This is a genomic window from Actinoplanes sp. NPDC023936, from assembly GCF_040639325.1.
Lineage (GTDB): Bacteria > Actinomycetota > Actinomycetes > Mycobacteriales > Micromonosporaceae > Actinoplanes.
On the sequence record NZ_JBEZZR010000004.1, the window covers coordinates 235,919 to 248,927 of the forward strand.

10 protein-coding genes are annotated in these 13,009 nt (G+C 72.7%); 9 read left to right on the forward strand and 1 reads right to left on the reverse strand.

What is annotated here, in order from left to right; translation table 11 throughout:
* Window positions 1-2: 2 nt before the first annotated feature.
* The 8 genes from AB0F72_RS07345 (at window position 3) to AB0F72_RS07380 (ending at window position 9,282) form a co-directional block, all read left to right on the forward strand.
* Entirely contained in the window at window positions 3-1,205 is a 1,203-nt protein-coding gene (locus AB0F72_RS07345; protein WP_360426648.1) for an alanine racemase, read from the forward strand.
* A gap of 778 nt (window positions 1,206-1,983) precedes the next feature.
* Window positions 1,984-2,508, forward strand: a complete 525-nt coding sequence (locus AB0F72_RS07350) for a hypothetical protein (protein WP_360426651.1) — start codon at window positions 1,984-1,986, stop codon at window positions 2,506-2,508.
* Window positions 2,509-2,583: 75 nt separating this feature from the next.
* The gene (gene aspS, locus AB0F72_RS07355; protein WP_360426654.1) at window positions 2,584-4,386 is read left to right on the forward strand and encodes an aspartate--tRNA ligase; all 1,803 of its coding nucleotides are present in this window, start codon (window positions 2,584-2,586) and stop codon (window positions 4,384-4,386) included.
* Between the two features lie 102 nt (window positions 4,387-4,488).
* Window positions 4,489-4,977 (forward strand): GyrI-like domain-containing protein, encoded by a 489-nt coding sequence (locus AB0F72_RS07360; protein WP_360426657.1) that lies wholly within the window; start codon window positions 4,489-4,491, stop codon window positions 4,975-4,977.
* 120 nt (window positions 4,978-5,097) lie between these two features.
* A complete protein-coding gene (locus tag AB0F72_RS07365; protein WP_360426660.1) occupies window positions 5,098-5,679 on the forward strand; it encodes a helix-turn-helix domain-containing protein in 582 nt (193 codons plus the stop codon).
* Window positions 5,679-6,941 (forward strand): MFS transporter, encoded by a 1,263-nt coding sequence (locus tag AB0F72_RS07370; RefSeq protein ID WP_360426663.1) that lies wholly within the window; start codon window positions 5,679-5,681, stop codon window positions 6,939-6,941. Before AB0F72_RS07365 ends, AB0F72_RS07370 begins: the two co-directional genes overlap by 1 nt.
* A gap of 16 nt (window positions 6,942-6,957) precedes the next feature.
* Window positions 6,958-7,176: a hypothetical protein gene (locus AB0F72_RS07375; RefSeq protein WP_360426666.1), complete on the forward strand. Its 219-nt coding sequence runs from the start codon at window positions 6,958-6,960 to the stop codon at window positions 7,174-7,176.
* Between the two features lie 384 nt (window positions 7,177-7,560).
* Entirely contained in the window at window positions 7,561-9,282 is a 1,722-nt protein-coding gene (locus AB0F72_RS07380) for an AAA family ATPase (RefSeq protein ID WP_360426669.1), read from the forward strand.
* 1,073 nt (window positions 9,283-10,355) lie between these two features.
* Here the strand turns inward: AB0F72_RS07380 and AB0F72_RS07385 are convergent.
* Window positions 10,356-11,234, reverse strand: coding sequence for a hypothetical protein (locus AB0F72_RS07385; protein ID WP_360426672.1), 879 nt, complete (start codon window positions 11,232-11,234; stop codon window positions 10,356-10,358).
* Between the two features lie 861 nt (window positions 11,235-12,095).
* Here AB0F72_RS07385 and AB0F72_RS07390 point away from each other — a divergent pair.
* Window positions 12,096-12,989 (forward strand): hypothetical protein, encoded by an 894-nt coding sequence (locus AB0F72_RS07390; protein ID WP_360426674.1) that lies wholly within the window; start codon window positions 12,096-12,098, stop codon window positions 12,987-12,989.
* Window positions 12,990-13,009: the final 20 nt, after the last annotated feature.

Sequence of the window (13,009 nt, forward strand, 5' to 3'; positions counted from 1 at the left end):
CCATGGTGACTGTGGACTGGCGTAGCAAGGGGTTCTGGGCGCCGGACGAGGCTCTGCCGTCGATCGGGGCGGAGTCGATCGGGGTGGATCAGCCGAGCATCTTCGGCGGCGGCTTCACCTGGCCGCTGATGGTGGTGCGGCGCGCGGCCGTGGAGGCGAACATCGCGACGATGGCCGCGTACTGCCGGCGGCACGGCGCAGACTTCGCTCCGCACGCCAAGACCACCATGGCGCCCGGCCTGATCGAGGCTCAGCTCCGGGCCGGGGCGTGGGGGATGACGGTCGCCACCCCCAACCAGGCGCTGGTGCTGCGGCGGCTCGGCGTCGAACGGGTGCTGATCGCCAACCAGGTTCTCGATCGGGTGGCGCTGTCCTGGCTGGCACGGGAGTCGGCGGCCGGCTGGGAGGTGTACTTCCAGGTCGACTCGGTCGCCGGGGTCTCGGCTGCGGCGGCCACCGGGGGCCCGCTGCGGGTCCTCGTCGAACTCGGGCACCCGGGTGGGCGGACCGGGGTGCGTACCCTCGACGAGCTCGAGGACGTGGCCCGGGCCGCGGGCGCGGCGCCGGGTGTGGAACTGGCCGGTGTCACCGGGTACGAGGGACAGCTCGCCGATCAGGCCGGAGTGGACGCCTACCTGGATCGGCTGGTCGACGGCGTCGAGCGGCTCACCAAAGCCGGGCTGCTGCCGGAGCGGCCCATCGTCTCGGCCGGCGGCAGCGCCTGGTTCGACCGGGTCGTCGACCGATTCCGCCGGCTCGCCCCCGGAACGCGGGTGATCCTGCGCAGCGGGGCGTCGGTCACCCACGACGACGGGTTCTACCGGGAGCGCACGCCGTTCGTCCGGGTTCCGGGTGAGGGCCCGCTCGCGGCCGCCCTGGAGATCTGGGCGCAGGTGCTCTCGACGCCGGAACCGGGCCTCGCCATCGCCGGGATGGGAAAGCGCGACGCGCCGTTCGACGAGGGCCTGCCGGTGCCGATGGAGGTCCGCGACGGCCGGGGTCGGGTGCGCCCGGCCACCGGGATCCGGGTCGGCAAGCTCAACGACCATCACACCTATCTGGCGGTCGACGGGGCCGAGCTGGTCCCCGGCGACCTGATCCGGTTCGGCATCTCCCATCCGTGTACGGCGTTCGACAAGTGGCGGGACATCCCGGTGGTCGATGAGGAGCGGCGCGTGGTGGACGTCCTGCACACGTATTTCTGAGGTTCCGTTTCCCGAGGTTCGGTGGTCCTGTTTCTGAGGTCCGGTGGTCCTGTTTCTGAGGTCCGGTGGTCCTGTTTCTGAGGTTCGGTGGTCCTGAAACGCGCCCGGCCGCGGACCAATCGTCAGGATGACGGGCTCACGCATGGGAAATCATCCATGCGGTGGGTCGCCTCACCGAGGGATGGTCTGCCGGGATAACGCCTGTTTACGGTAGTTGGGCGCCGATGAAGCATTTTACCCCTATGCGCAGCCGGAGTTCGCCATGCCCGTTTTCCGTGCAACCGGCAACCAGCCCGCGGATCCACCCGACAACCACCCCGCCATCCACGCGTCCGCCCCGCCCGTCTCGTCTCAGCATGTCCCCGCTGAGGGTGCTGCCGGTCGTCCCAGCCCTCGATCCGCTCGGCCGCAGCCGTCTCCTCGCCCGCAGTTCCAGCCCGTCGGCAACGCCGCCTATCCCGTCGGCAACACCGCCCACCCCGTCGGCAACACCGCCTATCCCGCGCGCAACGCGGCCTATCCCGCCCGCGACGCGGCCTACCCCCAGGACGCCGGGCGGCGCCATCAGGTGATCCAGGGGACGTCCGTGGCAGCGGCCAACTCGGGAGCCTCGCGGAGCCGGTCGGCGGCCGGACCGCACACGCCTCACGAGCGGCCGTGGCTGACCCGTACCCCCGAAGTGTCCTTTTCTGAAGGCCCCACCGAACCGCTTCATCCGGCGAAACCGCAACCCAAGGCCAAGCGGCGCGGCGGCGCAGCCGTCGCTGTCGTGATTAGCGTGCTGGCGTTGCTGATCTCGGCGGTCGCCGGTTACTTCTCCTGGCGGACGCTCACCATGGCCCCGATGCGTCACGCGATGCCGGTCGGCACCACCCCTGTCGACCGGCCGCCCGGGCCGGAGGATTACCCGGTCGCCTACGCGAAGGAGCCGTTGCGGGTCCAGGTCGGCTGCGCCGCCGTGATCTTCCTGGACCTGGACGAACCGCGCGCCGACGTTCAGGAGCAGGTGGCCGACCTGCGTTACGACAGCCGGTGCGGGGGCGAGTCGCCTCGCCTGAGCCTCGGCGCCGGAGCGGCGAGTGGCAGCCAGCGGAGCAACGCCGACGCGGACGCGGCCGGTTGCCTGCGGTCGATCCGGACCAGCCCGCTCGGGCCCGGCGCGGATGTCGAGGTGAAGAGAGGCACGGCGTTGTGTGTGCTCACGGCGGGCGCTCCGGCGGTCCTCGCTCTTGTGGAGATCATCGACGTCGGCGGCACCGGCACCGCCGGCCTGCGGGCCACGTCGTGGAAGGTCCTTGACTAACCCGTGGCACGCAGCGCGGGGCGTGCCTGACAGAATGTCGGGTGCGCCCCGCGAACCCTGTAAGGAGACATTTCCGTGATCCGTACCCATGACGCCGGGACACTGCGCGCCAGTGACGCCGGCACGACGGTGACGCTCGCCGGGTGGGTCGCCCGCCGGCGCGACCACGGCGGTGTCATCTTCGTCGACCTCCGTGACGCCTCCGGCGTGGTCCAGGTCGTGTTCCGCGAGGAGGACGCGCACGCGCTGCGCAACGAGTTCTGTGTGAAGGTCGTCGGCGAGGTCAACGCCCGCCCGGCCGGCAACGAGAACCCGGAGCTGGCCACCGGCGCGATCGAAGTCGTCGCGAGCGAGCTCGTCGTGCTCTCCGAGGCGGCCCCGCTGCCGCTGCCGATCGACGACACCGTCACCGCGGCCGACGACCTGCGTCTCAAGTACCGGTACCTCGACCTGCGGCGTTCCGGCCCGGCGAAGGCGCTGCGCCTGCGCAGCCGCGCCAACCAGATCGCGCGGGAGGTGCTGCATGCTCACGATTTCAACGAGATCGAGACGCCGACCCTGACCCGGTCGACGCCCGAGGGCGCCCGTGACTTCCTGGTGCCGGTCCGGCTGCAGCCCGGCACCTGGTACGCCCTGCCGCAGTCCCCGCAGCTCTTCAAGCAGCTGTTGATGGTCGCCGGTATGGAGCGCTATTACCAGATTGCCCGGTGTTACCGGGACGAGGACTTCCGCGCCGACCGGCAGCCGGAGTTCACCCAGCTGGACATCGAGATGTCGTTCGTCACCCAGGACGACGTGATCGCCCTCGGCGAGGAGATCGTCTCCAAGCTGTGGAGCGAGCTCGCGGGTTACGAGATCCCGCTGCCGATCCCGCGGATCACCTGGACCGACGCGATGAACCGTTACGGCTCGGACAAGCCGGACCTGCGGTACTCCGTCGAGCTGGTCGAGCTCACCGAATATCTCCGGGGCACCTCCTTCCGGGTCTTCGCCGGCGCGATCGACGCGGGTGGTTACGTCGGTGCGGTCGTCATGCCGGGCGGCGCGTCGCAGACCCGCAAGGAGCTGGACGGCTGGCAGGACTGGGCGAAGGCGCGTGGCGCTCGCGGTCTCGCTTACGTCGTGCTGGACGCGGAGACCGGTGAGGCCCGCGGCCCGGTCGCGAAGAACCTGTCCGCCGAGCACCTGACCGGGCTGGCGGACGCGGTCGGCGCGAAGCCGGGCGACGCGATCTTCTTCGCGGCGGCGGCCGAGCGGCGTGAGGCTCAGGAACTGCTGGGCGCGGCTCGGATCGAGATCGCCAAGCGGGCGAACCTGATCGACGAGTCGGCCTGGGCGTTCTGCTGGGTCGTCGACGCTCCCATGTTCGAGAAGACCGACGAGGGCGGCTGGACCGCCGTCCACCACCCCTTCACCTCGCCGAACGAGGAGTGGGAGCCCCGTTTCGAGGAAGCGCCCGATCAGGCGCTCGCCTACGCTTACGACATCGTCTGCAACGGCAACGAGATCGGCGGCGGCTCGGTCCGTATCCACCGTGCCGACGTGCAGAGCCGCGTCTTCGACCTGCTCGGCATCACGCCGGAGGAGGCCGCGGACAAGTTCGGCTTCCTGCTCGAAGCCTTCAAGTACGGCCCGCCGCCGCACGCCGGCATCGCGCTCGGCTGGGACCGGACCTGCATGCTGCTCTCCGGCAACGAGTCGATCCGTGAGGTCATCGCCTTCCCGAAGACCCGTGGCGGTTTCGACCCGCTGACCACCGCGCCGACGCCGATCACCGCGCAGCAGCGCCTTGAAGCAGGCATCGACGCGAAGCCGAAGGCGGCGGCAGGCACGCCTGGCACGGACGGGCAGGCCGCCCCGGTCCAGCACTCGAACTGAACCCCCGGCCGACCGGGACGCCGGACCAGCTCGCTGCCCGAGCTGGTCCGGCTTTGTCTCCGCCGGCATGCACACGCCGGGTTTCCCTGTGAGACTGTCCAGGTGGAGCCGACGATCGTCCAGCGACCCGAGCAGCCTTACCTCGGCCGCCGCGAATCGATAATCATGACCGATTTCGCACGCGTCGCCGACCATCTCCCCACCATGTTCGCCGACCTGGCGAGCCGTGGGGTCCCGGTCGCAGGCGCGCCGTTCTTCCGCTATCGCGAGATCGACATGGCCGCCGAGATGGTGGTCGAGGCCGGCATCCCGGTCGCCGGGCCGGTCGAGGTGGACGGGCCCGGATTCGCCGGCACGCTGCCGGCCGGCCGCTATGTGACCGTCGCTCACGTCGGCCACCCGGATGAGTTGATGGCTGTCACAGCACGCCTCCTCGGCTGGGCGCAGGACCGTGGCCTCACCTGGGACATGACGCCCACCCCCACCGGTGAGGTGTGGGGCTGCCGGTTGGAGATGCTCATGACCAACCCGGCCGAACAGCCCGACATGCACCAGTGGGAAACGGTCCTGCTCTTCAAACTCGCTGACTGATCTCCTGTCGCCTTTCCTTCCAGGCCCTCCGCGCGGTCCGCGCCGGGGGCCCGGTCGTGCTTCCACATTAACCGTGCAAAGAACTTGTGCAAAGAGTTTGTGCACAGATATTGTGCTCGCATGGCAGACGAACTCAGCCACGTGCACCTCACTGGCCGGCAGATCCGGGTGCTCGCTCACCCGCTGCGGATCCGCCTGCTCGCACGCCTGCGCGGCGACGGGCCGGCGACCGCCACTCAGCTGGCCGACACGCTCAGCACCAACACCGGCGCGACCAGCTATCACCTGCGACAGCTCGCCGAAGCCGGCCTGGTCGTCGAGGAGGAGCGCCCCGGCAGCGGCCGCCAGCGCTGGTGGCGGGCCGTCCACGACATGTCCAGCTGGCAGCGCAGCGACTACGCCGACGACCCGGACGCCGCGGCGGCCGTCGTGTGGCTGGAGACCTTCCAGGTCAATCGGTTCGTCGAGCTGGCCGAGACATGGCAGCACGGCGTGTCCCGGGAGTCGGCGGCGTGGCGCGACACCGGCGGGATCTCCGATTACCTGCTGACACTGAGTCCGGCACAGGTTCGCAGGCTGCTGGACGAGTTGGACGAGGTCGTGGAGCGCTATGCACGAGCCGATCCCGAGCCCGGCGCTCGCCGGGTCGACTTCTACATGGCCGCCCTGCCGAAGCCGAGTTCGGAGTCGGAGGTGTCGTGATGACCGTCGAGCAGGCTCGATTCCGCTATTTGTTCCTGCTCGGGCTGCGCTGGTTCCCGGTCGGGCTGACGATTCCGGTGCTGGTCCTGCTGCCGCTGGAGCGTGGACTGAGCATCGCCCAGGTCGGCGCGGTCGCGGCGATCCAGGGTTTCACGGTTCTGGTCCTGGAGCTGCCCACCGGTGGCCTCTCCGACGCGCTCGGCCGCCGGCCGGTGCTGCTGATCGCCGGGGTGGTGAACCTCGCTTCGCTGGCGATCTGGAGCTTCGCCGACTCGGTGGCGCTGTTCGCCGTGGTCTATTTGTTGCAGGGCGTCTACCGCGCGCTCGACAGCGGCCCGCTGGAGGCTTGGTATGTCGATCATGCCCTGGCCGCCGATCCCAAGGCTGACATCGAGGGCGGCCTGTCCCGCAGCGGCGTGGTGCTCGGCCTCGCCATCGCCGGGGCGGCGCTGATCAGCGGTGGCCTGGTGTGGCTGGGGCCGATCGGGCCGGTGAGCGCGCTGACCGTGCCCGTGTTCGTCGCACTCGGACTGAGCCTGGTCAGCACGGTGGCAGTGGCGCTGCTGATGACCGAGGAGCGCTCCACCCGTGGTCTCGCGTCCTGGGTCGCCTCGGTCCGGGGTGTTCCGGTCGCGATCGGCGGCGCGCTCAGGCTGGTTCGCCGCTCCCGCGTGGTGCTGGCGCTGATCACTGTGGAGTTCTTCTGGAGCATCGGGATGGTGACCTTCGAGAAGCTGATGGCGGTTCGGCTCAGTGAGCTCACCAGCGCGGAAACGGCCGGTGCGCTGCTCGGCCCGGTCAACTCCGCGGCCTGGGCGGCCTCGGCGGCCGGGGCGGCGCTCGTCCCGCTGCTGACGCGGCGGATAGGCCCGGCCTGGTCAGGGTTCACGCTGAAGATCGTGCAGGGCGTGACGATCGTCGGGATGGGCCTGTTCGCCGGGCCGGCCGGGGTGATCGGTGCTTTCCTGCTCTGTTACGCGGTGCACGGCGCGGCTAACCCGGTGCACGCCGGTCTGCTGCACCGGCAGGCCGAGGGGGAGTACCGGACGAGTCTGCTCTCGCTCAATTCCATGGTGGGCCAGCCCGGGTTCTCGTTCGGCGCGATCGTGCTGACCGCGGTGGCGGCCGGTGCGGGGACACCGACGGCGATCATCGTGGGCGGTGTCGTGCTGGCCGCTGCGGCACCGCTCTACCTCGTTAGATCGAAGGAGGTGTTTCGGGAGCACTCCCAGGCGGGTACCAGCAGGTCACTGGCTCTCTGATCCCCCGGAGGAATTGATGCTCGCCATCGCTGCCGCCGTCGTCTTCGGCATCTGGCTGATCGCTGACTTGCTGGACACGAACTTCGGCGCCCCCGACCTGTTCAACTTCCCCACCCTGGCTTCGCTGGGTCTGCTGCTGCTCTCGCTCTACCTGGCCGGCATCGGCAGCGGCCCGCGTGCCGGCAACGGCACGAGCGGCCGTCGCTTCTACGGCCGGCGGCCGGGTCGCGGCTGACCCTTCTTCATCAGCGACGGCCCGGGCCGCAGCCAGCGAGTGCTGGCTGCCGACCCGGGCCGTCGCTGATTCACCGGGCCGTCGCTGACTCACGGGCGGGCGCGGCGCCTGGCAGGCGGCAAGTGCCGCGTGATGGGCACGGACGGCGGCGCGTGACAAGGCGCGGGCGGCGGCGCGTGACGGGCGCGGGCGGCGGCGCGTGACAGGCGCGGGCAGTGGCGCGTGACAGGCGCGGGCAGCGGCGCGTGACAGGCGCGTGACGGGCGCGGGGAACGGCGTCCGGTGGGGCTCGGGGCCGGCCGGCTCGGTAGCTGACGACGCTGGGAGTTGGCTGGGTGTTGGCGGTTTCGGATTGGGTCGGGGAGGCCGGTACTGTCGATTGTGATGGACACGGACGGGCTCTTCTCACTCGCGCCGCCGGGCGCTCCGGCGGCGGCTCCGGCGGCGGCTCCGGCTGGCGGTGACACCGGCGGATTCGGGACGCCTTCGACGGACGCGCCGTTGCCGGTGCGGATGCGACCGGCGTCGCTGGACGAGCTCGTGGGGCAGGAACACCTGCTCGCGCCGGGTGCGCCGCTGCGCCAGCTGGTGACCGGCGCCAGCCCGATGTCGGTGATCCTCTGGGGTCCGCCGGGCACCGGCAAGACCACGATCGCGCATCTGGTGGCGCATGCGACGGACCGCAAGTTCGTGGCGATGTCCGCGCTGACCGCCGGGGTGAAAGACGTGCGCGCGGTGATCGAGACAGCCCGGCGGGAGCGTCGCTACGGCGGGCCGCCCACGGTTCTCTTCATCGACGAGGTGCACCGCTTCAGCAAGACCCAGCAGGACTCGCTTCTCGCCGCGGTCGAGGACCGGACTGTCACGCTGCTCGCGGCGACGACCGAGAATCCGTACTTCTCAGTTATTTCGCCGTTGCTCTCCCGCTGTGTGCTGCTCACACTGCAGGCGCTCGGTGACGACGACGTTCGCGGCCTGATCCGGCGCGCGATCACCGACGAGCGCGGGCTGGGCGGCGCTGTCACGCTCTCCGCCGAGGCCGAGGAGCATTTGGTACGGCTGGCGTCCGGCGACGTCCGCAAAGCGCTCACCGCCCTGGAAGCCGCAGCCGGCTCGGCGATCGCGCAGGACGTCAAGGAGATCGACCTCGCCACGGCGGAGCGGGCGGTCGACGTGGCGGCCGTCCGCTACGACCGGGACGGCGACGCGCACTACGACGTGATCAGCGCCTTCATCAAGAGCATGCGGGGCAGCGACCCGGACGCGGCGATGCACTGGCTCGCCCGGATGCTCGTCGCCGGGGAGGACCCGCGGTTCATCGCGCGCCGGCTCGTGATCTTCGCGAGCGAGGACGTCGGGATGGCCGATCCGCAGGCGCTCCTGGTGGCGTCGGCGGCGGCTCAGGCCGTACAGAATGTGGGTTTGCCCGAAGCGGGACTGAATCTGGCGCAGGCCGTGGTGCACTGCGCGACAGCACCCAAGTCGAACAGCGTGACGGTCGCACTCGGTGAGGCCATGGCGGATGTGCGGGCCGGTCGGGGCGGTGCGGTCCCGGCGCATCTGCGCGACGCGCACTACCCGGGTTCGAAAGGGCTCGGGCACGGGCGTGGCTACCGCTACCCGCACGATGATCAGCGTGGGGTGGTCCGCCAGCAGTACGCCCCGGACGATCTCGTCGGCACCGACTACTATCGGCCGACCGACCACGGCGCCGAGCGTGCGGTGGGGGAGCGGGTGCCGCGTCTGCGCCGGATCGTGCGTGGCCTCGGTCCCGGTCCGCGGCCGGCTGCCGGTGAGCCCGCAACCAGCGGGGCGAGCAGGCCGGCTACCGCTTCGGCGGGTGCGCCGGACCGCGCGGCGGGTGGTGCACGAGCCGAGGATGCGGCACAGTCCTCGGCGGGTTCCGATCCGGGTTCGAGCGGTGCCGCGACGCCCTCGGCCGACGCGGGTCCGAGCGGCGCCGGGCGGGATTCCGATGGCGCCGAGCGGGGTTCGGACGGGGCCGAGCGGGGTTCGGATGGCGCGGGGCCGGAGTCGGATGGCTCCGGGGACGATGATGTGCGGATAGACGACAGCGGCGACGCCGCCGGGGAGGAACAGCCGTGACAGCGCGGGGTGCCGATCGGCCCGACGACACCGGCGGTAAGAAAGGCCGGCGATTCGGGCGCGGCCGCAACCCCGCCGAGCCGCCCGAGGTGCCCGCTGAGGTGCCGCGCGAGGAGACCGGCTGGCTCGACGACCTGCGTACCGCCAAACAGGAGCGCGCGGCGATCGGGCCCGGCATGCGTCCCGGCGAGGGGCGCGTCAGCAAGTCCGGGCGGGTCGCTCCCGGCCCGGACGACGTGCCCGACGAGGACATCTTCCTGCCCGGTCACGACGAGGAGTCGCCGGGCGATAACACCGGCGGCCGGCAGGGCGGCGGTCCGCGCCAGGTTTCCGGTCCGCCTGCGGCGCAACAACAGCCGGGGGTACGCTCCGGCGCGGTCCCGCCCGGACCGCCTGCGCCCGGTGCCGCCGGTGCCGGCGCGATGCCGCCCGGATCGATGCCGTCCGGATCGATGCCGCCCGGATCGATGCCGCCCGGATCGATGCCGCCGGGGCCGGGCGGTGGGGGACAGCGTCCCGGTCCGGGCGCGCCCGGTGGCCCGGGACAGCGACCGGGCGCGGGTGCTGCGGGCCAGCGACCCGGTGCTGGTGGGCAGGTTCCGCCCGGTGCACGAGGTTCTGCCGGGCCGGTCATGCCCGGACAGCGCGCGGTGCCGCCGGGTGCCGTGCCGCCGGGTGCTGTGCCGCCGGGTGCTGTGCCGCCGGGTGCTGTGCCGCCCGGTGTTGCGCCGCGCGGTGCCGCGCAGCCGGGTGCTGCGCCGCCCGGCGCCGTGCCGCCCGGCGCCGTGCCGCCCGGCGCCGTGCCGCCCGGCGCTGTGCCGCCGGCTCCCGGGAGTGTCGGGGGCGGGATTCCGGCGTCGGGGAACGCGCCCGAGGTCCCGGCCGGGCGTGGTGCCCAGGCCGGCTCGGCGCGGCCCGTTTCGCCGGGTATGCGGGGTACCGCGCCCGGAGTGCGGCCGATGTCGCCGGCCGGGCCGGCTCGTGATCGTTTCCGGCCGCAGGAGCCGGGGGAGGCCGGGCATCCCGGCGTTCACCAGGCCGGTGCGGGACCGGTGGATCCGGCCGTGCATCAATCAGGGGCGATTCCGCGCGGTGTCGCCGGCGGCGCTGGGCGTGCCGCTGTCGCGCCGGTGGATCCGGCTGTGCACCAGTCCGGGGCTGTCCCGCGCGGAGTCGCCGGGGGCCGGGCTTCGGTGGATCCGGCCGTTCACCAGCCGGGTGCGATGCCACGTGGTGCTGTGGGACCGATGGACCCGGCGGTGCATCAGTCCGGAGCCATGCCGCGTGGTGCTGTGGGACCGGTGGATCCGGCCGTGCATCAGTCCGGGGCCATGCCGCGTGGTTTCGACGCCGGGCCCGAGCCGGCTGGTGGCCGGCCCGCGACCGGTCAGCCCGGTGACGAGCGGGGCGGCCGGGCGCGGGGACGGCGGGCGCGGGCCGAGCAGGACGGGTACACCGAGGAGCCGACCGGCCGCCATGGCCGGGTAACCGAGCCGGGTGCGGGCGCCGGCGCTCAGGGGTACGTGGAGACGGGTACGGACACCGGCGCTCACGGGTACGTGAATCCGGGCACCGACAGCGGTGCCTACGGCATCGTCGGGCCCGGTGGGGAGCCCCGCAGCCGGGGCGCCCGGCGTGCGGCCAGCCAGGCCGGAACCGAGACCGGCGCGCAGCGGTTCGTGCGGCGGCGCGGCGCCGACGCCGAGCCGGACACCGGGACGCAGGGTTTCGCCCGGCCGGGACATCGTGCTGCCGAAGCCGAGCCGGACACCGGGGCGCACGGTTTCGCGCGGGGAGGCCATCACGCGGCCGGTGTTGAGCCGGACAGTGGGACGCAGGGGTTCGCGCGGGGAGGCCATCACGCGGCCGGTGTTGAGCCGGACAGTGGGACGCACGGATTCGTCCGGCCCGGTCACCGAGCCGCTGAGCCGGAGGACGGGGCGGCTGGTCAAGGGCCGGGCGCCGGTGGCGCCGGTGCTGTGCCGGGACCGCGCCGGGTCGGGCCCGGTGACGGGCGGCCCGCGCGTGCGGCCGGTACGGCAGCGGTGGTTCCGCCGGTCGTTCCCGGGCCGGAGGGCGCTCGCACCCCGGCTGTTCCGGGACGGGCCGGCGCGATGGCCGACAGCACCTCCGGCGTGATCCAGCGGCCGGGCGCGGGGCGGCCTCCGCGCGGCGCCGCGAGCGTGCCGCCACAGAGCGGAGCGGACCGGGGTACGGCCGGAGTGGCAGTCCCCGGGCAAACCGGAACAGCAGCCTCCGGACCGGCCGCAGCGGTGCGCCGTGGCGAGACGCCCGGTGTGCCGGACGGTGAGATGTCCGGCGAGATCTGGGCGGGCGACGACCCCGACCAGCAGCGAGATGACGGAGGCCGCCGGGGACAGCGTCCCGGCCGGGCCCGGGGTGGCGCTGCCGTTCCGGGAGCGAAGGGCGGGGTCGCACCGCAGGGACCGCCCGGTGTGGCGGGCCCGGCAGCCGGCGCCATGGGTGCCGCCGCGGTTGCCCCGGCCGGACCCGACGGGGGTCCGGCTCGCGGTGGTGCCGCGGTGCCCGGGCGTGGCCCGGCAGGACCTGACGCGGGTCCGGCCCGCGGTGGCGCCACGGTGCCGGGTGGCCGGGCCGTTGTAGGACGAGACACGACCGGTGCGGTCCGGGCGGGCGCTGCCGTGCCCGGACCGCCCGGCGCCGGCCCCGAAGGCACGGGCCCGATCCGGGCCGGCGGTGGCCCCGAAGGCACGGGCCCGATCCGGGCTGGCGGTGGCCCCGAAGGCACGGGTCCGATCCGGGGCGGCGCCGCCGTCCCCGGCCGCGCAGCTGTGAGCCCGGACAACACGGGCCCCGAGGGCACGGGCCCGATCCGGGCCGGCGCCGCCGTCCCCGGCCGCGCCGCGGTGAGCCCGGACGGCACCGGACCGGTCCGGGCGGGCGCTGCCGTCCCGGCGCCGCCCGGCGCTGGGCTGGACCTGGTGGACGGGCCCGGCCAGAGCGCCGTGGACGGGCAGCCCGCCACGGCCGGGCCCTCATCCGACGGCCGGAATGACGGCCGGAGTGAGGCTTCCGCCGCAGCGGAGAAAGAGGGGCTGCGGCACAAGATCCGCACGCAGCGGCGTCTGCGGGTGGGCGTGCTGTCGACGCTGGCGGCGCTCGTGCTGCTCGTGCTCCCGGCGGTGTTCGGGATCCGGTCTATGACGAGCGACCCGGTGTTCGCGTCACTCGATGCGCTGAACGTTCCGTCGTGGGCGGCCCAGAAGGCAGAGGATCAGGGGTACGGCAGTCGCTGGTGCTTCCTGGACTGCCGGTTCCGGGAGCGGATCGCGGAGTCGGAGAAGTCGTTCCCGGAGACCACCGAGGCGTACACGAGCGCGCTGACAGCGGCCGGCTGGAAGCAGTGGAAGGTCGCCGACTGCCCGGAGACGGCGATCAACACCGACGAGGGCTCCTACAGCTGCTGGCGTCGTGACGAGTTGACTCTGGACCTCTACGTCAGCCTGCCGGGTTGTGCGGTGGAGCAGGTGACGCCGGCCGAGGGCACCGGCGAGGACGCGGCGCCGGAGAAGTGCGACGGATCGACGGTCAGCATCAAGGTGCAGAACACGATCACTGATCTGCGGGGCAAGACGGAGACCAACCCGGGACTGGTCGGCGAGACGCCGGACCCGGTGCTGCCGACCGATGATCCCCTCTTGGAGCCGACACCCGAGGCGTCGTGACGCGGGCGGTGGTCACGGAC

Bases quoted from the DNA above. Each gene is read 5' to 3' on its own strand.
- AB0F72_RS07345 (WP_360426648.1), top strand. From the start codon at position 3: ATGGTGACTGTGGACTGGCGTAGCAAGGGGTTCTGGGCGCCGGACGAG.
- AB0F72_RS07365 (WP_360426660.1), top strand. From the start codon at position 5,098: ATGGCAGACGAACTCAGCCACGTGCACCTCACTGGCCGGCAGATCCGG.
- AB0F72_RS07370 (WP_360426663.1), top strand. From the start codon at position 5,679: ATGACCGTCGAGCAGGCTCGATTCCGCTATTTGTTCCTGCTCGGGCTG.
- AB0F72_RS07375 (WP_360426666.1), top strand. From the start codon at position 6,958: ATGCTCGCCATCGCTGCCGCCGTCGTCTTCGGCATCTGGCTGATCGCT.
- AB0F72_RS07380 (WP_360426669.1), top strand. From the start codon at position 7,561: ATGGACACGGACGGGCTCTTCTCACTCGCGCCGCCGGGCGCTCCGGCG.